Here is a 26,212-nt window from a genome sequence, read left to right as displayed (position 1 = left end):
ACCGCCACCAGTTCCCGGTCGGCGCTGTTTCGGATTCGGCGGGGTGACGGGGGCCACTGGGCGCGCCTCTTGCCGGGCGGATAGTTTTAGTTTCACAATAATTGTGTGTCTACAACTATCGGTGAGCTGAGCAAGAATCGGAAGACGTTGATCCTGGTGACGTGCTGTCTCAGCCTGCTCATCTCATCGATGGACGCGACCATCGTGAATGTGGCGCTGCCGGCCATCCGGACGGATCTGGGCGCTTCGGTGTCGCGGTTGCAGTGGATCGTGGACGTCTACACGCTCACGCTGGCCAGCCTGCTCATGCTCTCGGGCGCGACCGCGGACCGGTTCGGCCGCAAGCGGATGTTCCGGATCGGGCTGCTCGTCTTCGCGACCGGCTCGCTGCTGTGCAGTCTGGCGCCGACCATCGACATCCTCATCGGCGCACGGTTCTTGCAGGCCGTCGGCGGCTCGATGCTGAATCCGGTGGCCATGTCGATCATCACCACCGTCTTCACCGGGAAGGTGGAACGCGCACGCGCCGTGGGCGTCTGGGGTGCGGTGGTGGGCATCTCGACCGCACTGGGCCCGCTGGTCGGCGGCGGGCTCATCGATAGCCTGGGCTGGCAGTCGGTGTTCTGGATCAACCTGCCGATCTGTGCGATCGCTCTCGTCCTCACGACTGTCTTTGTGCCGGAATCGAAGTCGGCCACCCGCCGCGGTATCGATCCGATCGGCCAGCTGCTGGCCGTCACGGTGCTGTTCACGCTGGTGTTCGGCCTGATCGAAGGCCAACCGGTGATCTTCCTGGCGACCGCCGCCGCCCTGGCCGGATTCCTGTGGCACGAGGCCCGGCACCCCTCGCCGTTCATCGATCTCCGCTTCTTCCGCAGCTTCCCGTTCGCCTCGGCCACCGTGATCGCGATCTGCGCCTTCGCGGCGCTGGGCGCCTTCCTGTTCGACATGTCGCTGTATCTGCAAGGCGCCCGCGGCTTTTCGGCCGTGCACACCGGTCTGCTGTACCTGCCCATGGCGCTCGGCATGCTGATCTTCTCGCCACTGTCCGGTCGCCTGGTCGGTCAGCGCGGCACCCGGCCCTCGCTGCTGGCCGCGGGCGCGCTCATGACGGTGGCCGCGGTGGGCCTGACCCAGCTGCGCCCGGATACCCCCATCTGGCTGCTGATCGTCGTATTCACCGTCTTCGGAATCGGTTTCGGCATGGTCAATGCCCCGATCACCACGGCCGCGGTCAGCGGTATGCCACTGGATCGGGCGGGCGCGGCCTCGGCGGTCGCCTCCACCAGCCGGCAGGTGGGCGTCAGCATCGGCGTGGCCCTGTGCGGTGCGCTGTCCGGGGGCGGTCTGTGGTGGACCATCGCGGCGCTGACCGCCGCTGTCACCGGGCTCGGCGTGGCCGCCAATACCGCGTGGGCGTACGGTACCCGGGATCGCGTCGCACCATTGCTCGAACAGAAGGCCCCCGCCCATGCCGGATGACTCGCCCACGCCCGATGAGGTCTGGCGAATGCTCACCGCTGTGGTGATGGATTCGCGCGACGTCTACCGGCGCGCGGTCATCGAGCGAACCGGATTGCCGTTCAGCCGGATACGCATTCTGCGTCGCCTGCGCGGCGGACCGCTGACCGTCAAGGAGCTGGCACACGCGGCCACCATGGACGCCCCCGCGGCCACCGTGGCCATTACCGATCTGGAGGAGCGCGGCCTGGTCGTGCGCGAGATCGACGCGGCCAATCGGCGGCGCAAACTGGTGTCGCTCACCGATACCGGCCGCGAGGTGGTGGCCGTGGCGCTGGCCACCCCCGACCCCGCGCCGCCGCGCGTCACCGAGTTGAGCGCGGCGGAACTGCGCACGCTGCGTGATCTGCTGCACAAGCTCGAACCCTGAATTCCGGCCTGTCCCGGCCGTGTTTCCGCCGATCTGCCCCTACGGTGGGATGGTGCGACAGCGACGGATGAAGGCGATGGCGGCGATCTGCGGTGCACTCCTGACCGCGGCGAGTGGTGTGGCGGCGGCAGCGCCGACGGGTGCGGGCCCGCACCCGGCCGCACCCGTGCAGCCGATCTTCGGGCAGACCGTCGTGATCGATCCCGGCCACAATGGCGGCGGCGCCGCGCAACCCGATGTCATCAACGCGCATGTCCCGGATGGTCGCGGCGGGACGAAACCGTGCAATACCACCGGCACCAACAGCAATAGCGGCTACGCCGAGCACGCCTTCACCTGGGATGTGGCGCAGCGCGTGCGGGATGCGCTCACGCTGCGGGGGATTCGGGTGATCATGACCCGCGACAGCGACACCGGAGTGGGGCCGTGCGTGAACGAGCGCGGGTCGCTCGGCAATACCGTCGGCGCGGCGGCCGTGGTGTCCATTCACGCGGACGGCGCGGCAGCGGGGGCGCACGGCTTTCATGTCGCCCATTCGTCGCCGCCGTTGAACGACGCACAGGGCGAGCCCTCCGTGCGGCTGGCCACCATGCTGCGCGACAGCATGGTCGGCGCGGGGTTCGTGCCGTCGACCTATATCGGCTCCGAGGGGCTGAACCCGCGTCCCGATCTGGCCGGGCTGAACTTCTCCGAACGCCCGACGGCCCTGGTGGAATGCGGCAACATGCGTGATCCGGGTGATGCCGCGCTCATCGAATCCCCGGACGGGCGGGCGCGATTCGCGCACGCCATTGCCGACGCCATCGCCGCGTACGTCGGCTAGTCCCGCACCCGCCCGGCTACCACACCGGCCCGCCCGGCTTACGGCGCGGTGCGGCTATCCGTCCGGTGTGCCGTGAGTAAATTGGCCACGACATTGCTGGTTTCGGGTAACCGGACTGACGGGTTCCGGGGAGGAAACACTTGACCACGACCGCTGAACGGTCCCGCTCGCGATTTGCCGCCTGGCTGCTCGAGGATGCCGGCGAGCAGGCGGCGCAGCTGCCCGGACCGATGGTCAAGCACACGCCGAAGGAGCATCGCCATCCGTGGTGGAAGGTCATGTGCCTGACCGGCGTCGACTATTTCTCCACGCTCGGCTACCAACCCGGCATCGCCGCGCTCGCCGCGGGCGTGCTGTCGCCGCTGGCCACCCTCGTGCTGGTGGCGCTGACCCTGCTCGGCGCGCTGCCCGTCTACCGGCGCGTGGCCAAGGAGAGCCCGCACGGCGGCGGATCCATCGCCATGCTCGCCAACTTCCTGCCGAACTGGTGGGGCAAGCTCTTGATCCTGGTGCTGCTGGGTTTCGCGGCCACCGACTTCACGATCACCATGACCTTGTCGGCGGCCGACGGCGCCGCGCACATTGTCGAGAACCCGTACACGCCGGATTTCATGCACGGGCACAATCTGCTCATCACGCTCGTGCTGCTGGCCTTGCTGGCGGCGGTGTTCCTGAAGGGTTTCACCGAGGCCATCGGCATTGCGGTCACGCTGGTCGCGGTGTTCCTGACATTGAATCTGGTGGTCGCCGTCGTCGGCGTGATCGAGGTGATCCGGAACGCGCATCTGGTGACCGATTGGGGGCATCTGCTCACCGCGCAGCACGGCAGCCCGATCGCCATGATCGGCGTGGCGCTGCTGGTGTTCCCGAAACTGGCGCTGGGCCTGTCCGGCTTCGAGACCGGCGTGGCCGTCATGCCGCAGATCAAGGGCGATCCGGGCGATTCCGATGATTTCCCGCGCGGCCGCATTATCGGCGCCCGCAAGCTGCTGACCACCGCGGCGATCATCATGAGCTGCTTCCTCATCGTGTCCAGCTTCATCACCACGATCCTGATTCCGGAATCGGCCTTCCAGCCCGGCGGTGCGGCCAATGGCCGGGCGCTGGCGTATCTGGCGCACGAGCATCTGGGCAATGCCTTCGGCACCGTCTACGACATCAGCACCATCGCCATCCTCTGGTTCGCGGGCGCCTCCGCCATGGCGGGTCTGTTGAACCTGGTGCCGCGCTACCTGCCGCGCTTCGGCATGGCTCCGGAGTGGGCGCGCCAAATCCGGCCGCTGGTACTGGTTTTCGCGGCCGTCGCCTTCGGAATCACCTGGTATTTCGACGCCAGCGTGGATGCGCAGGGCGCGGCCTACGCCACCGGCGTCCTCGTGCTGATCACCTCGGCCGCGGTGGCCGTGACGCTGTCGGCCTGGCGTAAACAGCAGCGCGCCAGGGTGATCGCCTTCGGCGTGGTGTCGCTGATCTTCGTCTACACCACCATCGACAACATCATCGCCAAACCCGAAGGCGTGCACCTGGCTCTCTTGTTCGTGCTCGCGATCATCGCGGTGTCCTTCGCTTCCCGGGCGCGCCGCGCCTTCGAACTCCGCGCCGTCGAAGTGACCTTCGACGACAAGGCCGGACAGATCATCGACGACCTGGCCGCGCGCGGCGAGATCCGCATCGTCACCCACGACATCGATCAGCGTCAGCCCGAGGAATACGCCGAGAAGGAAGCCGATCAGCGCCGGGAAAGCCACATCCCCGACTCCGAGCCCATCCTCTTCCTCGAGGTGATCGTCAAGGACCCTTCGGAATTCAGCACCCACCTGCTCGTCACCGAGGTGGATGTGGCCCAGTATCACATCCTGAGCGTCGAAGCCGCCGCCGTCCCCAACTCCATCGCCGCCATCCTCCTGGCCATCCGCGACCGCACCGGCGTCATCCCGCACGTGTACTTCGAATGGACGGAAGGCAACCCGCTGATCAACCTCCTGCGCTTCATGTTCTTCGGCGAAGGCGAAGTGGCGCCGGTGACCCGCGAGATCCTGCGCCGGGCGGTGCCTCGCCGCTCCCAGCGCCCGCACGTCCACGTGGACAGCTGATCGACCTCCGATCAGCGAGGTTCGTCGTCGGTTGCTCGAGGCGGCGGTGTTCGGTAAGCGGTTGACGCCCGATCAGCTCGAGCGCATGGCGGAATTGCCGGCCGGCGGGCTGCGGAATCTAGATGTAACTCCTGGTTCCACACATAGGTAGAATGTTGCTACGCTCACGTAGCAATGCGGTGGCTGCGGGTGGTTTGCCCCGGTCACGGACATACGAACACCAGGAGTATCGATGAAGCTACTTCCGAAGCTGGGCCGCCGTGTGGTGACCGAACCCGGTGAGGTAGCCCTGCATGCCCGCAATGTGCAGTTCGATTGGTCCCGCACCGAGCCGGTGTGGATCAAGGACGAGCCCATCGCGTCGCACGTACTCAATGCGCTGAGCATGCTGCTGCCCGAGGGCGAGCGCATGTTCCTGGTCACCTTCGGGGAGGCGCTCGAGCTGGTGCGGGACGAGAAGCTGCGCGAGGCCATGATCGGGTTCATCGGCCAGGAGTCGATGCACGCCGAGAGCCACAACGGGGCGCTCGAAGAGGTGCTGAAGACGCACGGGTACGATGTGGAACCCTATGTGCGGCAGGCGGAATACCTGTTCCGCAAGACCCTCGGCCCGCGCGAGATGGCTACGCCCGCCGCGCAACAGCAGCAGCTGGTCGAGCGGCTCGGCGTCATCGCCGCCCTCGAGCACTTCTTCGCATGGCTCGGCGACTGGGTGCTCAATGCCGATCTGGAGCAGTTCGACGCCGACCCGCAGATGCTGGACCTGTTCCGCTGGCACGGCGCCGAGGAGGTCGAGCATCGCATGGTCGCCCACGACGTCGCCGAATACTTCGACGTCGGCTATGTCCGCCGGGGCGCGCTCATGCTGATGGTCTTCCCGATCTTCATCGCGCTGCTGGTGCGCGGCGCCAAGTTCCTGGTGCACCAGGACCCGAACCTGCCGAACCACCGCTATCCGATGCTCATCCTCCGCATCTTCGCGTCCATGTGGCGCGGTGCGGTGCCGGGCGTTCCGTCGCTGCTGGTGAGCGCGCTGTCGACGTTCAAGCCGGGTTACACCCCGGAGACGGTGGGCTCGACCGCCCAGGCGGTGGCCTATCTGGCGCAGTCCCCGGCGGCCCGGATGATGGCCTCGTGAGCGGAACTCGACCGGTCCCCAGCCGGCCGCCGCTCGACCTGTACGGCAAGGACCGCTCCGACCGCACCACCCGGGTCCTGGACTTCATCGCCGAATCCCGGTTGCGCTGGACCACTTTCGTCAATCGGAAGGAACCGCCGGCCCGGGTCGACGACCGGCGGCTGCCGCTGGTGGTCGTGGAACGCCGGGTGGAGGCCCACGACACCGATGTGATCAGCCTGCTGCTCACCGCGCCCGATGGGCGGAAGCTGCCGGAGTGGCGGCCGGGCGCGCATCTGGACCTGGAGTTGCCGTCCGGGCGGGTGCGGCAGTACTCGCTGTGCGGCGATCCGGCCGATCGGCACGCCTATCGCATCGCGGTGCGGCGCATTCCGGATGGCGGCGGCGGATCGCTGGAGGTGCACGACGCGCTGAAGATCGGTACGCCGGTCACGGTGCGCGGGCCGCGCAATGCCTTCCCGTTCGTACTGCCCGGTTACGGATCCTCCGCCGCCCGAGTGCATTTCGTGGCGGGCGGCATCGGGATCACGCCGATTCTGCCGATGGTGCGCATGGCGCACCGGCTGGGCGTGGACTGGACGATGGTGTACGCCGGCCGCAGCCGCGACACCATTCCGTTCCTCGGCGAGGTCGAGAGTTTCGGCGATCGCGTCACCATCCGCACCGACGACGAGCACGGGCTGCCGGACGCGCGGGCGCTGCTGCCGGGCGTCGGCACCGATACCTCGGTCTACTGCTGCGGCCCGGTGGTGATGACCCAGGTCATCGCCGACGCCGTGCGCGACATGCCGGGCGTGGAACTGTATTCCGAGCGGTTCTCGCCGCCGCCGGTCGTCGACGGCACCGCGTTCCGGGTCGAGCTGGCCCGCACCGGCGAGATCGTCGAGATTCCCGCGGACAAGTCGGTGCTCGAGGAAGTCCTCAAAGTCCGCCCCGACAGCCCGTATTCCTGCCGCCAGGGCTTCTGCCGCACCTGCCGGGTGCGGGTGGTCTCCGGCGACATCGACCACCGCGACACCGTGCTCACCGCTGCCGAGCGGGACGCCGGCGACATGCTCATCTGTGTATCCCGTTGCGACGGTGACCGCCTGGTGCTGGACCTCTAGCACCCGTTTCAGGAGAAGATCGTGACCGATCAATCGACCATCATCCCCGCCGCCGAACGCATCGTCCGCAATGGGGATTTCGAGCTCGCCGTCTACGAGTACGGTGAGCCGTCCGCGGAAACCATTGTGCTGGTGCACGGTTGGCCCGATGACAACCATCTGTGGGATCGGGTGGTGCCACTGCTGGCCGACCGCTTCCACGTCGTCACCTACGACACCCGCGGGCACGGACGCTCCACCCGGACCGATCGCACCGAGGACTACCGGCTGGAGAACTTCGCCGCCGATCTGTTCGCCGTCGCCGACGCGGTATCGCCGGATCGGCCGGTGCACGTGCTGGCGCACGACTGGGGTTCGGTCGAGGCGTGGGAAGCGGTCTGCGAGCCGCAGGCGGCTGCGCGGATCGCCTCCTTCACCTCGGTGTCCGGTCCGAATCTGGATCACCTCGGGGCGTGGGTGCGCGGGAACCTCTCGCGCGGCAAGGTGTGGGGTCCGCTCACGCAACTGCTGTCCTCGACCTACACCGGGCTGTTCATGACGCCGGGCGTGCCGCGCGTGGTGCTCAAGCCGTTGGGCACCGAGAAGATGTGGTCGCGGTTCGTGGGGCTGATGAACGAAACCTCGCCGGAGAACATCAAACTCGGGCCGGAGTTCCGCCGCGACTTCTTCGACGGGATGCGCATCTATCGCGCGAACATCCTGCGCCGCATGGCCGAACCGCGTGAGCGCCGCACCGAAGTGCCGGTGCAGCTCATTATCGCCCGCCGCGACGTGGCGGTGCGGCCGGCCGGATACGACGACACCCGGGACTGGGCGCCGACGCTGTATCGCCGCGAGGTGGGCGGCGGGCACTGGCTGCCGTTCTCGCATCCCGAACTGCTCGCCACCGCGACCGCCGAGCTCATCGACGCGCTGCGCACCGGTGTGATGCCGCGGTCACTGCGTCGCGCCGAAGTCGGCCGGGAGCAGCGGGTATTCGAGGATCAGCTGCTGGTCATCACCGGCGGCGGCAGCGGTATCGGCCGGGAGACGGCGCTGGCGTTCGCGCGCGGCGGGGCCGAGGTGGTGCTGTCGGACATCAATCTCGATTCGGCCAAGGAGACCGCGGATCTCGTTGCGCGCGAGGGTGGTACGGCGCATGCCTACCAGCTGGACGTGTCCGACGATGCCGCGGTGAGCGAGCATGCCGCGGCGGTCATCGCCGAGCACGGCGTGCCCGATATCCTCATCAACAATGCGGGCGTCGGCCAGGCCGGTGACTTCTTCGACACTCCCGCAGCCGAATTCGACCGGGTGCTGAATATCAATCTGCACGGCGTGATCAATGGCTGCCGCGCCTTCGGCAAGGCCATGGCCGACCGCGGGCTCGGCGGGCACATCGTCAATCTGTCCAGCATGGCGGCCTATACGCCGCAGCGCGGATTCTCGGCCTACTCGACCAGCAAGTCGGCGGTCTTCATGTTCTCCGACTGCCTGCGAGCGGAGCTGTCGGGCAAGGGGATCGGCGTGCACACCATCTGTCCGGGCATCGTGCACACCAATATCGTCGCCACCACTCGCTTCGCGGGCGTCTCCGCCGAGGAGGAGGCCGCCAAGCAGCAGAAGTACGACAAGCTCTACCAGGCGCGGCGATACGGTCCGGAGAAGGTGGCGGCGCAGATCGTCAAGGCGGTCGAACGGGATCGGGATGTGGTTCCGGTGACGCCCGAGGCATGGATGCAGTACCGGTTCAACCGGTTCGCGCCGGCGGTCGCCCGGTTCTTCGCGGCGCGGGTGAAGCTGACGTAACCGGCACCCTGCGTACCCACCGGGTGGTCCCTTCACACCCGGTGGGGTTCCCCAGATTGCTGGGGCTGTCGAAGCGGTCGGTGCGCCAGTAGCTTTCGGCTTGCACAATGGAAGTGCCGCTCGCTCGGGGGAGCCGCAGTCAGGGGGACTCGGCCGGTAGCCGGTGGGCGGGGGAGGGGAATCCCATGATGACAGTAGGAATCGCCATCGCTGTCCTGATCGGCGTCGCCGCGGTGTTCGGCGGGTATGCGATGTGGCGCGACAGCCGGAGCGGCTATCACCATCGCCATCGCTCACGCCGGTGGGCCGGATACTCCGGGGGCAGCTCCGGTAGTTCCGGGAGTTCCGGCAACTACGGCGGCGACTACGGAAGCCACAGCGGCGGCGGAGACAGTGGCGGTGGAAGTGGCGGCGGAGGCTGCGGCGGCGGAGGCGGCGGCTGCGGCGGAGGTGGCGGCGGCTGCTGAGGCGTAACGCCCGCCAACACGTGAGAGCCGGTGCGGTTGTACCGCACCGGCTCTCGTCCGTCTCCGATCACGCTCGATCCTGCAGCGAGCGCTCGATGAAGGCGACCCGTTCGGCCGGAATGCCCCACGGATCCTCCACCCCGACCCTGGTGTCGAGATCCCAGATCACGCACTCCTCACCCGGCCGCGCCACCAGCGACCACGCCACGACGGTCCGGGCCAGCTGATCCACCATCGGATCCGCCGAAGTATCGCGCGATCCCTCATCGGCCGGATAGTGGTGCAGGAACTGCCCGTACGCCGCCTCGCAGAAGCGCGCATACCGCAGCGTGCACAGAATCAACCCGTGCCAGGCCTCGTCGACCGCCTGCGACGGCATTCCGATCACCTGCTCGTCCCGCATGGCGGCCCCGCAGCAGCGCAACCATTGGCGCAGACCGGTTTCCACGAGTTCCCGCGGCCCCCAGGGACATTTCTTGAAGATGGTGTCCGGGAGCTCGAGTGCGTCCACAACAGCGTTCATCTCGTCGATCCCCGGGCGCCGAAAACGTTGCAGCAACATGCTTCACGGTACGTCGGGCCGGTATCGGCCGCATGGCGCCGATTCTGGGGTCAGGCAGTGGTGGAGGGCTCGATTTCCTTCTCCGGCTCCTGGCCGCGAGTGGCGCGCAGGCTGGTCAGCGTCACCGTCACCAGCACCACCACGATCACCACCAGCGAAGCCGCCGTCGGAATGGTCGGCACCCCGCTCCAGATGCCGTGCGCCCAGTGCAGCACCAGCTTCACTCCGATGAAGGCGAGGATCACCGCCAGGCCGTAGGCCAGGTGCACCAGCCGCGACAGCGCCGCGTGCAGCACGAAGTACAGGGCGCGCAGACCCAGCAGCGCGAACGCGTTGGTCGCGAACACCAGGAACGGATCACCGGTCACGCCGTACACCGCGGGCACCGAGTCCACGGCGAACACCACGTCGGTGGCCATCACCGCGGCGACGACCAGCGCCAGCGGGGTGAGGGCGCGCCGCCCGGCCTCCATGACGGTCATCCGCGTCCCGCGGTAGTCATCGGTGACCGGCATGAGCTTGCGCATCAGCCGCACCGAGCGCATCTTCGAGATATCGACTTCCTGCTCGTGCCCGCCGGCCGCATCCGCCAGCAGTTTCACCGCCGTGATCAGCAGAATCACGCCGAACAGCAGGAACGCCCAATCCAACGTCGCCAGCGCCGCCGCACCCAGCGCGATGAAGATGCCGCGCAACACCAGCGCGCCGACAATGCCGTACAACAGCACCCGCTGCGCCAGCGCGGCAGGCACCGCGAACGCCGACAGCAACAGCATGAACACGAACAGGTTGTCCACCGACAGCGACTTCTCCAGCAAATAGCCGGTGAAGAACTCCATCCCCGCCGTGCCGCCATTGTTGAACCACAGGAACACGCCGAACGCCACCGGCAGCGCGATATAGAAGACCGTCCACCCGATCGCTTCCCGCATGGAAACCTCGTGCGGCTTCCGCGTCAGCGCGAAGTCCAGCACCACCAGCGCCAGCACGACAGCGATCGTTCCACCCCACAACCAGGGCGTACCGACACTCTCGATAGCGGCAGAACTAGCCAGAACAGACGAATTCACAGGACCTCCTCGGGCATGGCAAACCAGCCGAGGTCTCCTTCACCCATGTCCGTGGGCAACCACCCGGGGGCCACGACCGCGTAACCCGTACTGACCGGAATGATTCTTGGGAAGTACTCCCCTCTGCGCCACAGGATAGCCGACCCTTAACTCATCTGTCCAGTTCGCTCCATCCCTACCTGGGACTGAGCACCACCACAGCGATAGGCCGCGACGTCATCCTCTGATACTGCGCATAACGCCCCCGGTTGACCTTGTCCGCCAACCCGAACCGCCGCGCATACTCCGGATCATCCGGATACGTAGCCCGAGCCGTCACCGCCATCCGCGACGTCCCCACCTGAATCTCACACTCCGGCTCGGCCTTCACATTCGCCAACCACCCCGGCGGCCGCGCCGACCCCCCGTTCGAAGCCGTCACAATGAAATCCCGCCCATCCCGCGCATACGTCAGCGCCGAAGTCCGCGCCTCGCCGGTCTTCCTCCCCACCGTCCGCAACAACAAGGTGGGATTCCCGAACAACAGCCGATGCCCCACCACCCCCCGACTGTTCTCATAAACCCACTGATGCGCCCTGAGCACGTGCACGAACAGATTCGCCATCATTCCTCCCAATGAGCGACCTACCTACGCCACCGTAAGATCATCCCGCGTCCGAGTATGCATCGCCCCCCTCGAAGCGGTAGCATCGCGAGGCCCGCGGAGATCTCCAGCGGTCGGGGGCGGTAGCTCAGTCGGTTAGAGCCGTGGACTCATAATCCATTGGTCGCGGGTTCGAGCCCCGCCCGCCCCACTTTCGCCCCTTGACCAGCATAAACAGCCAGTCAAGATCGTAAGACGTTCGAGTACAAAGCTCCGCCAGCGTTGTATTCTGGCGTAGGATCTGCCTCTATGGAGACGTTCAACTTGGACGATCTCCGGGAACTGAAGGACGACTTCGCCACTGAGCTACGTCGACGGAACCGCAGCAAGGTCACCATCGACGGCTACCTCGTACGCATCGACTACTTCATCGACTTCCTCGTCGAGAACGACTTGCCGACAACCGGTCCCGAGATCACCCGCGACCACCTCGGCGCCTTCATCGAGTCCTTGCTGACTCGCCCGAACAAGCGAACTGGCCGTCCCCTCGCTCCGGAGTACGCCCGCAGCCACTACCGAGCCCTGCAGCAGTTCTTCAAATACCTTGCCGCAGAGGACATCATCCACGCCGACCCGTTCGACAAGATGACCCTTCCCGATGCGCCCGAGCAACTCGTCGCAGTCCCGCCCGACGATGCGCTCCGGCAGTTGCTCGCTGAATGCTCCGGTACCGAATTCAACGCCCTCCGCGACACCGCCATCATTCGGCTTTTCGCCGATACTGGTTGCCGCGCAGGTGAAATCGCGGGACTCGATGTCGACCACCTGGACTTTGCCGAGAACACCGCACTTGTCCTCGGGAAGGGGCGCCGACCACGTACCGCCCCGTTCGGCGACAAGACCAGAGCTTCCCTCCGCAAGTACCTGCGGGCACGCGCCAAGCACCCCAAGGCCAAGAAGGATGAACCAGCACACTGGCTGGGCGTTCAAGGCCGCATGACCGACCACGGCATCCGCCAGATGCTCGAACGGCGTGCTGCGGCAGCCGGTATCGGCCACATCCACCCACACCAGTTCCGCCACTGGTTCGCCCACACCTGGCTGGCCAACGGAGGCCAGGAACAAGACCTCATGATGCTCGCGGGCTGGCGGTCCCGGCAGATGCTCGATCGCTACGGCAAGTCCGTTGCTGACGAGCGCGCAAAGGCCGCACACCGCCGCGCCCGCCTCGCGACAAACTCTAGGTGAACCCCATGACCGATATGCATCCCGCGTTGTCCGGTACGACCTGCGCAGCCTTGCTGGATGCAGTCCATGGGTTCGTTCGAGGCGTCGTAGTCGTATGCGGGTTTCCCGCCGCCGGAAAGTCGAGTGCATCCCGGCTCCTGGCCACCGAGACGTCAGCCCTCGTGTTGGATAAGGACGCCTTCGCGCCGGCGCTCGAGGAATCCGTGATGGCCGAGCTGACCGGTAACCCGCATGATCGAGACAGCGCGATCTATCGGCGAGTACTCGGGCCACATATCTACGACACGTTGGTGAGGAACGCGCTGCGAGTCGGCGAACATCACACCGTGATTGTCGATGCACCATTCATCGACTAGGTGCGGACGGCTCACCGCCAGGGACTGTCTTTGTCGGGGTACATCAGTAGAAGGTCCGATCGAGTGGTGGACGTCCGCACTGTGTGGATGTGCGCTACCCCAGAAGTGATCCGCGAAAGGATGATCCGCCGCGGTGCCGAGCGAGATCACACCAAGCTTGCTGATTGGGCGGCTTACCGTACTGAAGTCTTAGACTCCGGTATCGGTTCATTCGCAAAGGAAGTCGTCGACATCATCGTTCAGAACTGAGCGCGTATTAGTACGGCAAATGACTGGTCCGCCGGTTTCGAGTAGCCAGCTACTCATGACCGGCAGACCTTGGGGCCGCATCATGCCTGGTTACAGGGCAATGCATGAGCCCCAGCCCAGAGGAGCAAGTCATGGCATCGTTTGTCGGGAAGCCCACTATCAGCGCCAAGCCGGTGGGTTTCAACATCGAGTTCACCGTCACCTACACCGCATCGTTCAATTCCTCAGACCTCGCTTTCGCCGATGGATTCGCTGAAAGCGTTGCGCTTTTCGAGGATGACAGCGACGAACCGTTCGGCGGCGACCACGACCACATCAAGAACCACGCCATCCGCGAGTTCAAACCCGCCGGCCCCATGGAAACACGAAGCTTCGTCTTCAACGTCACGAAGATCTTCCTCGACACCGAGTTGGGCGGGGAAGAGTTCTTCGCCGTTGTCCATCTCCGGCGGAACCTGCAAGGCATCACCAGCGACACGATCGAGAGCGACCGAATTCCACTCGCCTTCTAGGGATCTCGGCCATCGCATACGGTGCTGTTCACCGAGCCGGTATCAGCTCGCGGGGGGCCTTCGGAATCGACCGGAGCGGCCGAGATCGGCCGGTATCGGCGGATATTGGCCCCGCCGACCAGCGCGTCCGCAGATCTCCTGATGTGTCCAGCGAACGCACTGTAATGCCGAATTCCGTGCAGTCCAAAGGTCCGATTGCGCAGCGCCGGCTGGCACTACGGAAGCGAGGTGTGCGAGAAGGCTGCGGCCGGTTGATGTACCAGGGCGATCATCGAGCGGTGTGCTCCGGCCCGCTATAGCCGATATAGACCCAATACAATGGCGGTTGCCAGGAACAAGCAGAAGGAGTCGATGGCGAGTGAATGCCCAGCCGAGCGAGCAGGCCGACCGATCACCCGCTGACAGCTTCACGATGAATCCGCAAGGCGCCCCCGGGCGGGGGTGGCAGTGGTTCCAGAAAATCCTGCGGGTGCTGCATGTCTTTACGCCGTCTACCTGGTAGCGGGCGCAGGAGTGTGCTCAGCGTAGCTGGGACGGCGAGAACGGCTGTGGCGCAAACGTACGCTACTGTCGCGGACCGTGCGGACCGAACCGGCCAGCCCAGGGCCCGGAGATCAACTGTGACCGCTGATCCAGAGCCTGGCCAGACACGCCATATCTGGCGATCACGACCGCCCCTGATCGAATCGTCTCGTCGACCCAGCGGCCTGCGGAGACACGACGGGTGGGGCAGCGGTTGAAACGTCCTGTATTGCCGCTTCCCGCGCGGCCTGCAGCGGTCAGGACGACCAAACCAAAGATCAACGCCCCGGGTTATCCCGGAACCGTCGCAATATCCGCACATGCCTGCGGGCTCAGGCGGACGTCGGGTGCCGCACCCGGATGGGTTACCGGCACCATCTGGACCGTGTTGCCCTGTCGGCCGGTCGTTTTAGGATGCCGCCATGAGTTCCGTAATGACCGTGTACTTGGTCGATCGCGCTACCGTCGAGGCCGCCATCGGTTCGAAGGACGAGACGCTGTTCAAGGCGATCGCAGAGCACTGGCATGAATCCGAGGAGGACGGCGAGCGCATGTGCGGGTGCGGAGACGTGGCGCTCGATGCCAAGAGCGCGCTGCGTGCTGTCATCAACGGCGGGCCTTACACCGAGGATTGCGGTTACGCATACTTGGACGCGTGCGAGCGAATCTGCGCGTACTTCGGCGAGGACATCGATGAAGAGGACTTCCACCACTCGTTCCAGGAGAGGCTCGACAAGGCTTTCGGGAGGTTGGGGATGGATGATGAGGGCAGAATCGATCTGCTCTACAGCTTCGCGTCGCGCCATGGTCTGCCCGAACCAGACGGGGCCAACGGCGGCAGTTGGGGCAATCAGCTGTGCGCCGATCAGCTCGAGCGGTGGGAGAATTCGGATCCGGCGGTGCGTGCCAGGTTGCGCGTGGACGTGCACGAAGATCTCGAATCACGCATCAAGTGGATGCGGGCAGCGAAGGCCGCCAACAAAGACATCATGGTGTTCTGGGCCGGATAATGGGCGGTCTCGGGCCTGTGAGCCGCAGAGCACCGTCGGCGTGTACGCACGCTGACCATGCCTTCGGACGGCGCGGCTGAGATCTCTTGGCATCGGCGAAATTTGATGGCCCCAGTCTGCATGTCCGGCTGCCTGGATGTGTCAGCGAACGCACCATGAGGAAGGGACCGTGTCGGTAACTGTCCGGGGCGTGGCTATGCGTGATCGCCCGAAAGGAGCTGCTTCAGCTCGTATAGACGTTGCTCGTCTATCGGCGGTCGGGGACGTGAACGGTATGCAGGGTCGAGCGGGACGAGCCGGACCTGGTGACCATCGTGAGTGTGGTGGACGACCTCGAACTCGGTGATGGTGCCGAGGGCCGGCCACTCGTCTGGAATGTCAGGGAGATGGAGTACGTCGACGAATCCCCATGGCGGTTTGCCCGTGCCCAAGTCGACGAACAACCCCACGGTGCCCGGTCGGGGGATCAGCGTGACCCTGCCGGTCACGTGCTGGCCAACCGGGTAGAGCTGGCGAGCGATTTCGAGGGTTGGTTCGGTCGGGTCATGGTCTGTCATGGTTCGGCCATTTCAACCGGCTGACCGGTCAGCCGTCAACCAGGAGTTCCGAGCCGCGATGCGCTTGCTGCCACTGAGGCTGCAGTTTCGGAACATCCTGTAAGAAACCACTCAGCCGCCGCAAGCAACTGATGCTGGGCAAGCAGATCCAACAGCAGTACGACCAGGGCCGTAACTGGGTCGCGCTCGCCGTCGACTTCGAGCTATCGAAGACCACGACGCAACGGCTGGCCAAGCTCTGCCGCGAGGACTGCGACCGCAAAGCCCACCAGCACCAGCTGACCTTGTTCGGCTGAACCACTCCGGACACAACCGAATACCAACTGAACGCCGACAAGCGGAGCCCGTGCCATCTTCTACATGGCACGAGCTCCGCCCCATTTCTACCAGCCCACCCGTCGACACCGATCCCGGCATCAACGTAGCTACCTTGCAGCCGTGGTCCATAGCCGCTTCGGTCAGGGCGGTATGCGGTGGGCGTGCACTCCCACCACGGCGAGGGCGCTGCTAAGGGAATTCGGTTGTGGCCGAATCAATTGCCGGTGCGACAGCTGACGGGGCACAATCGGCGAATCCGCGCGGCTGATGGTTCGGTTCGTGGCTAGGCCGGTCGCCAGCACGCATTTCGCAGGGGGAAGATATGGCCGATCCAATCGAAGGGTCCCGGGAGGCCGGAAATGCCAGCAGTGCCACCGGACGATATCGGGGCTTCGCGGTCCTCTTGCTAATCAGTGCCGTACTGGTGGTTGTTGAGTTCATACTGTCGCTGCTGCTTCGGCTGGGCGGTTACGGGATATTCGGTCCGTGGTGGTCCATGATGCTCGCTTACCTGCCCTCAGCGTTCGCCGTCGCCGCGGCTGCGGTGGCGATCGGTCTGTTGTTCTCCGGCCGCACCGTGCTGTCCATGGCTGTTGGGTTCCTTGCGCTCGGATTGATACTCGGTGGCGCTGTTAGTTCAGCAGTGGACCACACTCTGGTCTTCGAGTATTTCCACAACGACGTCGGCGGGTACCTGCGGCTGGGTCTGTTGGTGGTCACTGCATTGCAGGTGGCGCTCAGCGTCGTCGCAGCTGTGGTCGGTGCGATGGTGTCCGTCAGACCGCGGCCAACAGCGGGGTCGATGACAACCACGCGGCCGACGCTCGGGCCGCCGGTTGCGATCTCGGACCGCCTCCTGGGTGCCTTCCTGCTGGTGGGTAGCGTGGTCGTCGCAATCGCGAATTGTCTTGTGCAGACAACTATTCGATGGTCGTATCCCCCTGGTGAGAGTTCCACCAGCGCCACGTATGCATGGGAGTTCGGGCGGCCGTGGGCCGGGATAGTTTGGTTCGCGACTTCGAGTCTGGTGGCGATAGCGTTGGCGATTGTCACCCAGTATCGGCTCACCGTGTCGCGCGCGCTGATGCGCTGCTGGACGCTCTTTACCGCTGGGGCCGTGCTTGGTTCGGCGCTGCTCGTCACGATACAAGCCATCAACAACTACTACTGGCAGGACACCGGCGATTCTGCGCGGGCCGTCCACTTCGGTCCGGGTTTTGGCGTCCTGATCGCGGCGGAGGGGCTCCTACTTGTCACGGCCGTGACCGGACTTCGCATGGCGCGCGATGCCGGCGGTCTCTAGGAGTGGTGAGGTGGGGCGCGGAAATGAGGCGGGCAGGCCACCGCCTGCCCGCTCATCGGCCCGCCGAGGGTGCCGCAGAGGCTCCAGATTCCAGGGGGCGCGCCGACCGAATTTCCATCACCGGGCCGGGCATTGATCGCAAACCGGCGCAGGGAAATTCGGTCGAGTGGGCGCGCGGACCCTGGAATCTGGCAGGGGGCGGCACCCATACAATTCCGCGCCCCACCCTGCCCCGCCCCGCTCTCGGTACGGAACGGGCATCCGAACAGTTAGCCGACTACCGGACTCGCTTCCGGGATCGAGGTAGCCAGATCTGTCGCCTGCCAACGTGAAGGGACCACCACGTTGCCAGTCGTGGGACCACCGGCAACAGGTGACCCCTCGGGGAACACGTTCCAGATTTGCTGTGCGGGCCGATCGTGGCGACGGCAGCCGGACATCCCATAATGCCGCAGAGCGGTCGCTGATCAGTGCACCGAACGCCGGTGTTGTCACCGGGGAGCCTTCCGTCACGGTCCACGGCTGTGATGTCGTGATAGCCTTCGGCCCAATCGATTTCACAAACAAGCCCACTCGGCTACCTCCATCAGCCGGGTGCTGCCTGGTCCGAGATACAAGCGGGAACGCGCAGCGCACTTGAATCTCGCGTTGCCGTACGGCACGCCAGGACATGCCGTACGGTAACTCATGCTCAGTGCACGACGTCGTAGACGAGTTTGGTCACGCTGTTGGAGTAGGTCGCCGACTCCAGCAGGCGCAGTTGCTGCTTGTCGTGGTCGGCTCGGCTGAACAGACTCTTGCCCGCTCCCAGCAACACTGGGAACACGAGCAGGTTGTATCGGTCGATCAGATCGGCGTCCGACAGGCGCCGGGCCAGCTCGGCGCTGCCGTGGATGAAAATGGCACCACCGTCCTCGGCCTTCAGCGCGGCGATGTCGTCGAGCGACCGCAGGATCGTGATCGGACCCCACCCCTCGACGAGGTCGTCGTCGGTGAGGCTGGTCGAGACCACGTACTTGGGAAGGCCCTTGTACGCGGCGTGATCGGCGGATTCGCGCCAAAACGGAGCGAAGGCCTGGTAGCTGCGCCGCCCGAACATCAGTGCCGTCGTGTCGGCGAGTTCGTCGCTCTTGAGCGAGTAGGCCTCGGGAACGAACTCGGTGTCCATCACCCAGCCGCCGCTGCGGTGTCCCTCTTCCTTGCCGCCTGGTGAGTCGACTACACCGTCCAGCGACATGAATCCCGTGTAGACCAGTTCGCGTGTCAAATTTCCTCCTGAGATATGGGCGGAGACCGCCGGTGATTACCCGGGCGTGACGGCCCGAGCGGGTTTGCGGGTCCGTGACAGCCTGTTCTGATCCGAAGTCAGTGGGTGTCCGGTTTGGGGATACGGATGCCGGCGGCGCGGAGTCTGGTCTCCAACACCGCGGCAGCCCGTGCCATGGCCGAGGTCTGTTCTTCACCGTGGTGGGCGATGAGGGTGTACCGGGCCGCGGTGTCGGTGCGGGCTTGCAGGGCGGTCACTACCTTCAGGTGTTCGGGGTTGGCGAGGTAGTGGTCGGCCATCGCGGTGGCGAGCTCGGCGATGCGGGGGTCGTCGGGTTCCCAGGTCGTGGCCTGCGCGGCGCGCTTGATCAGGGCGACGTACTGCGGGTCATCGAGCGCGCGGTCGAGATGGGTGAGGTAGTCGTCGAAGCCGTCCGGGACCAGTGCCTTGGCCAGAACCCAGCCCTCCCGGGCGGTCGCCACCTCGTCGGCGGGGAAGCCGAGTCCGGTCATCCGCCCCAGTAGCGCCACCGCGCGGTCTCCCAGCAGGGCACGGTCACCGTCGGCGAGCCGGTGCAGGGTGTCACGCCGCGCGATCAACTCCTCGATCCGTGCGGTGAGCTGCCGCTCGGCGTCAGCCAGCGCGATGGCGAACGAGGTCGCGTCGGCGTCGAGCATGGGTCCGATCTCGGCGAGCGGCACCCCGGCGGCGGCCAGTGTCCGGACCTGCACCAGCCGTAGCAACTCGGCCGATCCGTATCGTCGGAAACCGGAAGTGTCGCGTTCGGGCTCGGCGACCAGGCCGAGCTTGTGGTAATGCCGCACTGTCTTCACCGTGACGCCGACGAATGCCGCCGCCTGCCCGATCGTGACTCCGTTCCTCATGCGCTCAGCCTTGCTCATGAGAGGAGATTCAGCACAAACGCGATGGTGCCCAGCGTCGCCACGATCGAGGTGACGCCGACGTGCATCCCGATCGAGAGCCGGATGTCCTCGATCGAGAGCCGGATGTCCTTGTGCAGGGCGATCGCCCAGCAGCTGCGCGAGGATTCCGTTCGGTCGCGCGTCCTCCAAGGTGTGCATTTCAAGAGTTCCTCGAACAGTCAATAGGGGTGCGGTATTTGGAATGAGCCGGAGAGTGCCGCCGGGCCGGGTCCGGCGGACAGAACGCGTGGCCGGGCCACACCGCACCGGTCGTGGGCGGTGTGGCGCCGATCGCGTGGGTGTCATCGAGATCGGTCTACTCGCCGCCGAACACCTCGGCGAGGAGCCGTTGCTGTGCGTCGTGGAACGGCACGCCGATGGACATAGCGGAGTCGTCCACACAGGTCAGGAAGGCGGTCATGGTCTTGGAGCCGTCGGGGGTGCTGTACATCAGCGTCGCGTAGCCCGCGTGGCCGCCGTTGTGGGTGATGACCGCGCCGCCGTCGGGACCCAGATCCCGCACGAACACTCCCAGGCCGTAGTCCATGGCCGGGATGCCCGTCGGGTGCGGTGTGCACATCTGGGCCAGCAGTTCGGCCGGAAGCAGTTTGCCGCTGAGCAGCGCGGAGATGAATGTGTGCAGGTCTCGGGTGGTCGAGATCATGTCACCGCCGCAGGGGTTCCAGGAGGGGTTGTGGCGGGTGACGTCGAGGATCTTCTCGGCGCCATCCCGCTCGTAGCGGTAGTAAGCGCGGGCATACGGTTCGGGGAGCTCCGGTGAGGTTTCCGGCGCCACGGTGCCCGACAGCCCGAGTGGGTTCAGAATCCGGTGCCCCAACTCCTCGGCGAAGGACCGGCCGGTGACCTTCTCGATCAGCAGCCGCGCCAGCACGTAGTTGGTGTTGGAATAGCTCCAGCCCGTGCCCGGCTCGAACTTCGCCGGCTTGGACAGCGCCAGCTCCACCAGTTCCTGCGGCCGGTAGGTGTGGAACCGCTTGTCCGCCCACTCTTCACCCAAGGGGGTGCCCGGTGCGGGAATCCCCAGCACGATCGTCCCGTCCTCGTAGATCTCGCCGGTGAAGTTGAAGACCCCGCTGGTGTGCTGCAACAGCATTCGCACCGTGATCCTCTCGTCCAGCCCGAACTCGGGCAGGTAGTGCACTGCCGGAACATCGAGCCCGATCATGCCCTCGGCCACCAATTGCAGTACCAGGGTCGCGGTGAAGGTCTTGGTGTTGCTGGCGATCCGGACATGCCCGTCGATCGGCGGCTTCGCGGTGCCGCCCAACTCGGCCAACCCCGCGCTGCCGACCCACTCGCCTCGCTCGTCGTTCACGCGCAGTGACACCCCGACGAACCCGGAATCGACGATCTCCTCGATCACCTGCTGCAGCTCCGGACGCTCCTGTCCAGCACCGAACTCCGGCACGGCAGCACCGCCCGCAGCAGCCACCGGGTCAGCGGCGTCGAGGGCCGCGGCGACCTTGCGGGCCATTTCGGCCGCTGCGGGGCTGGGCTTTTCGGGATCGCCCTGGGCAGCGTCGAGGGCGAGCAGGATGGTGCTGCGGAAGTTGCCGGCTTCCACCGGATCCTGCTTGCCGAGCAGTTCCACGGCCGCGGTCAGGGCCGGCAGTACCCGGTCGGCGAGTTCGGCGACGGTCTTGCCCTGCAGCGCGACGTCCTTGACATTCGCGGCGAGCACGTGCCCGACCAGACCGGTCGCCGACCTCAGGGCGACGGTGGCGTTCGTGGCGGCCGTGCGGGGCGAGCCGGTGGCGGCGGCCATCAGCGACACGGCGCCGTACGCGGCGGTCCGCAGGGTGCTCTCGTCGTGGGCGGAAAGGGCGATCGACATGGTGGTTTCTCCTCGAAATCGGTTGTGTCCCGGTCGGCGTCATGCCGCTGCGAAGAGCGTCCACCCTGACCTAAGGTCAACTGCAACCGTGATCTACATCACGACATAGCCCTGAATGGATTTCGGGGGCAGCCTGGCCCAGGAGCGGAAGGCGGCCTCTTATCTCCGCCATGGGCCTCTTGCCGCCCGCTACGCTGGATGACGAACGAATCATGTGGACGCTCGTAGGCCAGCTGACAGCCTTTCCGTATGACAGCAGCGCCAGAGATTTGGATCGGTTCCGAGACGTTCCTCCGCCCTCCGGCGAATCAGCGCCGCCGTAGCGTTGCTCGTGATCGCCGCTGTAGTCACGGCGGAAGGACCTTACTCATCGCCGATTCCGCGATCAGGCACACCGCCCGAACGCCTGTCCCGGGCGATGGTTCCAGTTGACGCATCACGGGTAGTCCGCCGAATGCGGCTGTGGCCGCAAAGTTCGTGTCTCGCGCAAGATCGATGAGTTAGTCTCGAAGACCAATGTATTTGGGTGTCAGACTTGCCGCAACGCAGCGTTTTTGCTGGTCAGGACAGCGCCAGACTCCTTTGATCTCATAATCCATTGGTCGCGGGTTCGAGCCCCGCCCGCCCACGTATGCAGTCTGGCTTGCGGTAGCAGGCAAGGCGAACCGATCCTTCGGGGGAGGCTCGCCGTTGTTCGCCGACACTGATTGCTGTGTAGGAGAACTCGCCGGACCGACGCTGATTCGGATAACGTATAAATCCCTTGGTGCACTAGCATTGGTCGGGCAATCCTGTACTCGGGCCGTCTCTTTCAGGTTTTCGGCGCCGAGATCGAATGCCGGGTGGTGGGAGGGGCGTCATGCCCATCAGTGGATGCCAGGAATTTGCTTGGGCCGAGCGCAAGGGTGCGGACTTCGGCGAGTCGTATTACCCGAACCCCACCTACACTTCGCCACGGCCGGACGGGGTTCTGCCGCATATTGCGGTGCAGCACACCGGAATTGGGCTGTATGCCGTGACGGTCGGCGCACACGACGTGCTTCGGCCGTATCAGGCGCAGGTCGTTGCCTACGGTACGGACAATGTTCGCAGCAAGTTCTACGCGCGCCCGCTGCCCTGGCCGTGCAAGGACCGCGACGGCCCCGGCTGGTGCACGCGCTTTTTCGTCGCTTGTGTCAATCCTGACGGCCACGGTGTGGATTCCCAGTTCGTCTTCTCCTTCACTGGGATCTCGCTCGACCGGCCGGGGCTATCGGGCACCGGGGCATTTCTGCAGACTGCGGACAAGGGCGCGAGGATCGCGCGCATACCGGTGCCGATTCACGGCGGTTATGCCGAGAGTTCGGTGAGCGCGGCCGCGATACTGAAATCCGATGCGGCGCTGTCTGATCTGCCGACGGTCGAACACGTGTCCAAAGGTGTCTATCGGGTGATTCTTCCAGGGCTCGGTACCTCCAATCCGGGGCTCGCCCAGGTCACCGCGCTCGGCGAGGGGGCCACGCATTGTCTGGCGTTGCCGCCCGTCGAAACGACCGATCGGACGCGATTGCGTATCGATGTTCATGGGTGGGACAAAACCGACCGCGTTGACACCGATTTCATTCTCAACTACGACCAGGAGGTCACCCGTCTCGGTCCGCCCGCACACCAGGCCGCCCGCGCCTACGCCGATAGATGGGATACCGCCTCGTACACGCCGGCGCGGTCGTACAACACCGGCGCGATCGCCGAATCGCCCGGTGTCAATCGAGCTTTCCGCAGGGGTGTCGGGCTGTACCGCATGCATCACAGCGCGTTGCGATCCACGCCCAACTCGGTGTGGGCGGGCGCCGCGCCGCTGGCCTTCCTCAATGGCAGGTACTGCAAGATCGAGTCCTGGCATCCGTCGGGCTCGAACGGTACGGACGTGTTCATCCGCTGCTACGACGCATTCGGGAAAATCGCCGATTCCCCGTATTACGAGACATATCAGGGTGTTGCGATCGGCCCGAGCTGACACCGGGCCGGAGTCGTGGATCCACCGAGCGAAAAGGGAAGGCAATGGCGGTTATCCGACCGATCGCGAGCCGCTTTCGGATCACGTCGGACTATCAGACTCCCGAACGGCCGGATCATCGCGGGATCGATATCGGGGCGCCGCTGGGTACGCCGATCCATGCGCCGGTCGACGCCACTGTCGTGCAGGGACGGGATCGGCCACCGGGCGACGTATCCGGATTCGGGAATTGGATCTGGCTCAATGCGCAGGCCGAATCGGGCGTCGATCTGATCTTCGGGCATATGCGGCACGAGGACATCCTCGTCACCCGTGGTGACCAGGTCCGCGCGGGACAGCAGATCGCGGCCGTCGGAAGCGAGGGCACCTCACTGGGACCGCATCTGCATTTCGAGGTGTGGGGGTCACCCGGGTGGGTTCGCGACGGCGCCAATCATCGCGACCCGAAGCTCCTTCTCGCCAATGCGATCGACCCGCCCTTGCAGGGGCGGTACACGATCCAGCAGCAGGTCAATCAGCGCTACCTCGACGCCTACGAGTCGGCGGGCGAGGACCATCGTGCCGTGACCCGCCCGGCGCAGAACAATGACACCCAACGCTGGGCGCTCACGCCGATCGGTGCGATCTATACCGTTCAGCAGAAGTCCACGAGACGATTTCTCGATGCGTACCAGGCCGAGAGCTTCGGTGTCGTCACCCGCGGCGCGCAGGGCGATGACACACAGCGCTGGGTCGTATCACCCGTTGCCGGTGAGGCGCGGACCTATACGATCCGGCAGTTGTCCAACGGTCGATTCCTGGATGCCTACGAGTCGTCCGTCAACGACTTCCGCGCGGTCACCCGTCCGCAGCAGACCGACGAAACCCAGTACTGGGTCCTGACACAGGTCGGGGGCGGGTATACCCTGCAACAGAAATTCACGGATCGCTATCTCGACGCGTACGAGTCGTCCGCGAACGACTATCGAGTGGTGACCCGGCCGCCGCAAACCGACACCAGTCAGTTCTGGCTGCTCGCGCCGATCGGAGGCCTCTACACCCTGCAGCAGAAGTCGACCGATCGCTATCTCGACGCCTATGAATCGGCGGCCGAGGATTTCCGGGCCGTCACCCGCCTCGCGCAGACCGACGACACCCAACGGTGGGCCATGCTGTCGATCGCAGGAAATCCGCGGATCTACACGATTCAACAACTGTCCACCAACCGATTCCTGGACGCCCATGAGTCCGAGGCCAACGATTTCCGCGTCGTCACCCGCCCCGCGCAGGACAACGCCAGCCAGCGGTGGACACTCGAATTCGTTTGAGGTGCTTCGTATTGTGTCGAATGCCTTGCGGCAGAAGTTGTCAGCGGGTGTGGGTTTTGAAGAAGTCCCAGATCAGGTCGGTGGCGGTGAGGCCGGCGGTGGGGTCGTTGAGTTCGCCGGTGGTTGCGCCCGGCCAGTAGTGGAACATTTCGGGGAGGCGGTAGGTTTGGACTTCGCTGCCGTCGGCGCAGGTTGCCGTTGTGAGGGTGATGCCGCAGGGGAAGGTCGCGATGGTGGTGGCGGGGGTGCAGGATAGGCGTTCTTGCCAGAGGGTGATGCCTTGTTCGAAGCGGTCGATGGTGCGGTCGCGGCCGCCCAGGAAGGTGAGGACGGGGGTGGGGGTGGTGGGTTTGTAGGTGGGGGGTTCGACGGTTTGGCCTATGAAGCCGCCGCTGACGGGGGCGATGGCGGCGAAGGTGCCGGGGAGTTCCACGGCTAGGCGGACGATGCGGTGGCATCGGTTGAATCGGGGGAACTTTCGCACGCGGTCAGCGCGAGCGCGGGTAGCGCTATGGCGGCGACAGCGGCAAGGCGCAGGCCGAACATCGAATCACTATGGCACGGAAGAGATCTGCAGTCGGGACGTTCCGGACAGGTTTGCGGGGTTCGGCGGCAGTGGGGGTGCGGCGCTCGTAGGATCTGGCGCTATGCGGAAGCCGATTACGGTTGAGCTGGGGGAGACGGCGGCTCGGTTCCTCGAGCGGATGGCGGCGGAGAGCGGGCTCGAGGTGTCGGCCTGGCTGGATGGGCATCTGCGGTACGAGGCGCGGGTGCTGGAGATCAAGGATCGGCTGCAGAAGGTGGCCGTGGAGGTGAGTTCGGCGGACTTCGAGGAGGGGGCGGTGACCTGCCCGGCATGTGGCGCGGTGCAGCTGTGAGGATCAGCGGTCGATGAACACCGAATCGAGGGTTGTGCCCAGGAGCTGGGAAAGCTGGTGCAGCACTTCGGGTTCGACGCGGTAGTAGAGCTGGTGGCCGCGGCGTTCGCGGGAGAGGAGGCCGGCCTCGCGGAGGATGCGCAGGTGGAGGGCGAGGGTTTGGCGGGAGGCATTGAAGGCGGTGGCCAGATCGCATTCGCAGGTCTCGCCGCCCTGGTGGGCGGCGACCATGCTGAGGATGCGGAGGCGCAGGGGGTCGGAGAGGGCGGCGAAGGCGGGGGCCAGGGTGGTGGCGGCCGCGGCGGACAGGGGTGCTCGCGTCAGGGGCGTGGCTCCGCAGGAGGTGGAGGGCACGACCGTGAGGTGCAGCCGCCCGGCTTTCGGCATTCA

The 26,212-nt window shown here is 65.6% G+C and carries 28 protein-coding genes and 1 tRNA gene; 20 read left to right on the top strand and 9 right to left on the bottom strand.

Annotated features, from left to right (window positions below):
• Positions 1-105: 105 nt before the first annotated feature.
• The 8 genes from ACYQ5L_RS28365 (at position 106) to ACYQ5L_RS28330 (ending at position 8,839) form a co-directional block, all read left to right on the top strand.
• Entirely contained in the window at positions 106-1,482 is a 1,377-nt protein-coding gene (locus ACYQ5L_RS28365) for an MFS transporter (protein WP_459961293.1), read from the top strand.
• Positions 1,472-1,891 (top strand): MarR family winged helix-turn-helix transcriptional regulator, encoded by a 420-nt coding sequence (locus tag ACYQ5L_RS28360; RefSeq protein WP_459961292.1) that lies wholly within the window; start codon positions 1,472-1,474, stop codon positions 1,889-1,891. The genes ACYQ5L_RS28365 and ACYQ5L_RS28360 overlap by 11 nt, the downstream gene beginning before the upstream one ends.
• 49 nt (positions 1,892-1,940) lie before the next feature.
• On the top strand, positions 1,941-2,714 hold the full coding sequence (locus tag ACYQ5L_RS28355) for an N-acetylmuramoyl-L-alanine amidase (RefSeq protein ID WP_459961291.1): 774 nt from the start codon (positions 1,941-1,943) through the stop codon (positions 2,712-2,714).
• Between the two features lie 230 nt (positions 2,715-2,944).
• The gene (locus tag ACYQ5L_RS28350) at positions 2,945-4,807 is read left to right on the top strand and encodes an APC family permease (RefSeq protein WP_459963570.1); all 1,863 of its coding nucleotides are present in this window, start codon (positions 2,945-2,947) and stop codon (positions 4,805-4,807) included.
• A 10-nt stretch (positions 4,808-4,817) separates the two neighbouring features.
• Positions 4,818-4,958, top strand: a complete 141-nt coding sequence (locus ACYQ5L_RS28345) for a DUF6374 family protein (RefSeq protein WP_459963569.1) — start codon at positions 4,818-4,820, stop codon at positions 4,956-4,958.
• A gap of 81 nt (positions 4,959-5,039) precedes the next feature.
• Positions 5,040-5,945 carry a metal-dependent hydrolase gene (locus ACYQ5L_RS28340; RefSeq protein ID WP_459961290.1) on the top strand — a complete coding sequence of 302 codons (906 nt, stop codon included), beginning with the start codon at positions 5,040-5,042 and terminating at the stop codon, positions 5,943-5,945.
• Positions 5,942-7,051, top strand: coding sequence for a PDR/VanB family oxidoreductase (locus ACYQ5L_RS28335; protein WP_459961289.1), 1,110 nt, complete (start codon positions 5,942-5,944; stop codon positions 7,049-7,051). Before ACYQ5L_RS28340 ends, ACYQ5L_RS28335 begins: the two co-directional genes overlap by 4 nt.
• Before the next feature lie 18 nt (positions 7,052-7,069).
• Positions 7,070-8,839, top strand: a complete 1,770-nt coding sequence (locus ACYQ5L_RS28330; protein ID WP_459963568.1) for an SDR family oxidoreductase — start codon at positions 7,070-7,072, stop codon at positions 8,837-8,839.
• Between the two features lie 534 nt (positions 8,840-9,373).
• Here the strand turns inward: ACYQ5L_RS28330 and ACYQ5L_RS28325 are convergent.
• From ACYQ5L_RS28325 to ACYQ5L_RS28315, 3 genes are all read right to left on the bottom strand, one after another.
• Positions 9,374-9,829, bottom strand: coding sequence for a glycine-rich domain-containing protein (locus ACYQ5L_RS28325; protein WP_459961288.1), 456 nt, complete (start codon positions 9,827-9,829; stop codon positions 9,374-9,376).
• A gap of 89 nt (positions 9,830-9,918) precedes the next feature.
• Positions 9,919-10,938: a TerC/Alx family metal homeostasis membrane protein gene (locus ACYQ5L_RS28320; RefSeq protein ID WP_459961287.1), complete on the bottom strand. Its 1,020-nt coding sequence runs from the start codon at positions 10,936-10,938 to the stop codon at positions 9,919-9,921.
• A 175-nt stretch (positions 10,939-11,113) separates the two neighbouring features.
• Complete coding sequence (locus tag ACYQ5L_RS28315; RefSeq protein WP_459961286.1) at positions 11,114-11,542, bottom strand: nitroreductase/quinone reductase family protein; 429 nt, start codon at positions 11,540-11,542, stop codon at positions 11,114-11,116.
• A 116-nt stretch (positions 11,543-11,658) separates the two neighbouring features.
• Between ACYQ5L_RS28315 and ACYQ5L_RS28310 the strand changes: the two genes are divergently transcribed.
• The 9 genes from ACYQ5L_RS28310 to ACYQ5L_RS28270 all read left to right on the top strand — a co-directional run bounded on the left by ACYQ5L_RS28310 (position 11,659) and on the right by ACYQ5L_RS28270 (position 17,596).
• Positions 11,659-11,732, top strand: a tRNA-Ile gene (locus ACYQ5L_RS28310).
• Positions 11,733-11,830: 98 nt separating this feature from the next.
• Complete coding sequence (locus ACYQ5L_RS28305; RefSeq protein WP_459961285.1) at positions 11,831-12,769, top strand: tyrosine-type recombinase/integrase; 939 nt, start codon at positions 11,831-11,833, stop codon at positions 12,767-12,769.
• 5 nt (positions 12,770-12,774) lie between these two features.
• Entirely contained in the window at positions 12,775-13,125 is a 351-nt protein-coding gene (locus tag ACYQ5L_RS28300; protein ID WP_459961284.1) for a P-loop nucleotide/nucleoside kinase family protein, read from the top strand.
• A gap of 63 nt (positions 13,126-13,188) precedes the next feature.
• Positions 13,189-13,374: a hypothetical protein gene (locus ACYQ5L_RS28295; RefSeq protein ID WP_459961283.1), complete on the top strand. Its 186-nt coding sequence runs from the start codon at positions 13,189-13,191 to the stop codon at positions 13,372-13,374.
• A 131-nt stretch (positions 13,375-13,505) separates the two neighbouring features.
• The gene (locus tag ACYQ5L_RS28290; protein WP_459961282.1) at positions 13,506-13,886 is read left to right on the top strand and encodes a hypothetical protein; all 381 of its coding nucleotides are present in this window, start codon (positions 13,506-13,508) and stop codon (positions 13,884-13,886) included.
• Positions 13,887-14,830: 944 nt separating this feature from the next.
• Positions 14,831-15,418, top strand: coding sequence for a DUF7691 family protein (locus ACYQ5L_RS28285; protein WP_459961281.1), 588 nt, complete (start codon positions 14,831-14,833; stop codon positions 15,416-15,418).
• Between the two features lie 305 nt (positions 15,419-15,723).
• On the top strand, positions 15,724-15,999 hold the full coding sequence (locus tag ACYQ5L_RS28280; protein ID WP_459961280.1) for a hypothetical protein: 276 nt from the start codon (positions 15,724-15,726) through the stop codon (positions 15,997-15,999).
• 107 nt (positions 16,000-16,106) lie between these two features.
• Positions 16,107-16,271, top strand: a complete 165-nt coding sequence (locus ACYQ5L_RS28275; RefSeq protein WP_459961279.1) for a hypothetical protein — start codon at positions 16,107-16,109, stop codon at positions 16,269-16,271.
• A gap of 344 nt (positions 16,272-16,615) precedes the next feature.
• Positions 16,616-17,596 (top strand): hypothetical protein, encoded by a 981-nt coding sequence (locus ACYQ5L_RS28270; protein WP_459961278.1) that lies wholly within the window; start codon positions 16,616-16,618, stop codon positions 17,594-17,596.
• A 691-nt stretch (positions 17,597-18,287) separates the two neighbouring features.
• Here ACYQ5L_RS28270 and ACYQ5L_RS28265 read toward each other — a convergent pair.
• From ACYQ5L_RS28265 to ACYQ5L_RS28250, 4 genes are all read right to left on the bottom strand, one after another.
• Complete coding sequence (locus ACYQ5L_RS28265; RefSeq protein WP_459961277.1) at positions 18,288-18,863, bottom strand: dihydrofolate reductase family protein; 576 nt, start codon at positions 18,861-18,863, stop codon at positions 18,288-18,290.
• A gap of 98 nt (positions 18,864-18,961) precedes the next feature.
• Positions 18,962-19,747: a MerR family transcriptional regulator gene (locus tag ACYQ5L_RS28260; protein ID WP_459961276.1), complete on the bottom strand. Its 786-nt coding sequence runs from the start codon at positions 19,745-19,747 to the stop codon at positions 18,962-18,964.
• A gap of 14 nt (positions 19,748-19,761) precedes the next feature.
• The gene (locus tag ACYQ5L_RS28255) at positions 19,762-19,950 is read right to left on the bottom strand and encodes a hypothetical protein (protein ID WP_459961275.1); all 189 of its coding nucleotides are present in this window, start codon (positions 19,948-19,950) and stop codon (positions 19,762-19,764) included.
• Between the two features lie 152 nt (positions 19,951-20,102).
• A complete protein-coding gene (locus ACYQ5L_RS28250; RefSeq protein WP_459961274.1) occupies positions 20,103-21,641 on the bottom strand; it encodes a serine hydrolase domain-containing protein in 1,539 nt (512 codons plus the stop codon).
• 859 nt (positions 21,642-22,500) lie between these two features.
• On the opposite strand from ACYQ5L_RS28250, the gene ACYQ5L_RS28245 reads away from it, so the two are divergent.
• Both ACYQ5L_RS28245 and ACYQ5L_RS28240 read left to right on the top strand, forming a co-directional pair.
• The gene (locus tag ACYQ5L_RS28245) at positions 22,501-23,637 is read left to right on the top strand and encodes a hypothetical protein (protein ID WP_459961273.1); all 1,137 of its coding nucleotides are present in this window, start codon (positions 22,501-22,503) and stop codon (positions 23,635-23,637) included.
• Between the two features lie 44 nt (positions 23,638-23,681).
• The gene (locus ACYQ5L_RS28240) at positions 23,682-24,944 is read left to right on the top strand and encodes an RICIN domain-containing protein (protein ID WP_459961272.1); all 1,263 of its coding nucleotides are present in this window, start codon (positions 23,682-23,684) and stop codon (positions 24,942-24,944) included.
• A 40-nt stretch (positions 24,945-24,984) separates the two neighbouring features.
• Here the strand turns inward: ACYQ5L_RS28240 and ACYQ5L_RS28235 are convergent, their stop codons facing one another.
• Positions 24,985-25,377 (bottom strand): alpha/beta hydrolase family protein, encoded by a 393-nt coding sequence (locus ACYQ5L_RS28235; RefSeq protein WP_459961271.1) that lies wholly within the window; start codon positions 25,375-25,377, stop codon positions 24,985-24,987.
• A gap of 214 nt (positions 25,378-25,591) precedes the next feature.
• On the opposite strand from ACYQ5L_RS28235, the gene ACYQ5L_RS28230 reads away from it, so the two are divergent.
• On the top strand, positions 25,592-25,822 hold the full coding sequence (locus ACYQ5L_RS28230) for a hypothetical protein (RefSeq protein ID WP_459961270.1): 231 nt from the start codon (positions 25,592-25,594) through the stop codon (positions 25,820-25,822).
• Positions 25,823-25,825: 3 nt separating this feature from the next.
• On the opposite strand, the gene ACYQ5L_RS28225 is transcribed toward ACYQ5L_RS28230, so the two are convergent.
• Positions 25,826-26,209 (bottom strand): ArsR/SmtB family transcription factor, encoded by a 384-nt coding sequence (locus ACYQ5L_RS28225; protein ID WP_459961269.1) that lies wholly within the window; start codon positions 26,207-26,209, stop codon positions 25,826-25,828.
• Positions 26,210-26,212: the final 3 nt, after the last annotated feature.

The sequence above is a fragment of the Nocardia sp. IFM 10818 genome, from assembly GCF_054655275.1.
This window is presented reverse-complemented; position numbering and strand designations above follow the sequence as displayed.

What these genes read in the sequence shown, in the direction of transcription:
- ACYQ5L_RS28360 (WP_459961292.1), top strand. Translation starts at nt 1,472, where the DNA reads ATGCCGGATGACTCGCCCACGCCCGATGAGGTCTGGCGAATGCTCACC.
- ACYQ5L_RS28355 (WP_459961291.1), top strand. Translation starts at nt 1,941, where the DNA reads ATGGTGCGACAGCGACGGATGAAGGCGATGGCGGCGATCTGCGGTGCA.
- ACYQ5L_RS28350 (WP_459963570.1), top strand. Translation starts at nt 2,945, where the DNA reads ATGGTCAAGCACACGCCGAAGGAGCATCGCCATCCGTGGTGGAAGGTC.
- ACYQ5L_RS28340 (WP_459961290.1), top strand. Translation starts at nt 5,040, where the DNA reads ATGAAGCTACTTCCGAAGCTGGGCCGCCGTGTGGTGACCGAACCCGGT.
- ACYQ5L_RS28325 (WP_459961288.1), bottom strand. Translation starts at nt 9,829, where the DNA reads ATGAACGCTGTTGTGGACGCACTCGAGCTCCCGGACACCATCTTCAAG.
- ACYQ5L_RS28315 (WP_459961286.1), bottom strand. Translation starts at nt 11,542, where the DNA reads ATGGCGAATCTGTTCGTGCACGTGCTCAGGGCGCATCAGTGGGTTTAT.
- ACYQ5L_RS28305 (WP_459961285.1), top strand. Translation starts at nt 11,831, where the DNA reads ATGGAGACGTTCAACTTGGACGATCTCCGGGAACTGAAGGACGACTTC.
- ACYQ5L_RS28300 (WP_459961284.1), top strand. Translation starts at nt 12,775, where the DNA reads ATGACCGATATGCATCCCGCGTTGTCCGGTACGACCTGCGCAGCCTTG.
- ACYQ5L_RS28290 (WP_459961282.1), top strand. Translation starts at nt 13,506, where the DNA reads ATGGCATCGTTTGTCGGGAAGCCCACTATCAGCGCCAAGCCGGTGGGT.
- ACYQ5L_RS28285 (WP_459961281.1), top strand. Translation starts at nt 14,831, where the DNA reads ATGAGTTCCGTAATGACCGTGTACTTGGTCGATCGCGCTACCGTCGAG.
- ACYQ5L_RS28275 (WP_459961279.1), top strand. Translation starts at nt 16,107, where the DNA reads ATGCTGGGCAAGCAGATCCAACAGCAGTACGACCAGGGCCGTAACTGG.
- ACYQ5L_RS28270 (WP_459961278.1), top strand. Translation starts at nt 16,616, where the DNA reads ATGGCCGATCCAATCGAAGGGTCCCGGGAGGCCGGAAATGCCAGCAGT.
- ACYQ5L_RS28260 (WP_459961276.1), bottom strand. Translation starts at nt 19,747, where the DNA reads ATGAGGAACGGAGTCACGATCGGGCAGGCGGCGGCATTCGTCGGCGTC.
- ACYQ5L_RS28250 (WP_459961274.1), bottom strand. Translation starts at nt 21,641, where the DNA reads ATGTCGATCGCCCTTTCCGCCCACGACGAGAGCACCCTGCGGACCGCC.
- ACYQ5L_RS28245 (WP_459961273.1), top strand. Translation starts at nt 22,501, where the DNA reads ATGCCCATCAGTGGATGCCAGGAATTTGCTTGGGCCGAGCGCAAGGGT.
- ACYQ5L_RS28240 (WP_459961272.1), top strand. Translation starts at nt 23,682, where the DNA reads ATGGCGGTTATCCGACCGATCGCGAGCCGCTTTCGGATCACGTCGGAC.
- ACYQ5L_RS28230 (WP_459961270.1), top strand. Translation starts at nt 25,592, where the DNA reads ATGCGGAAGCCGATTACGGTTGAGCTGGGGGAGACGGCGGCTCGGTTC.
- ACYQ5L_RS28225 (WP_459961269.1), bottom strand. Translation starts at nt 26,209, where the DNA reads ATGCCGAAAGCCGGGCGGCTGCACCTCACGGTCGTGCCCTCCACCTCC.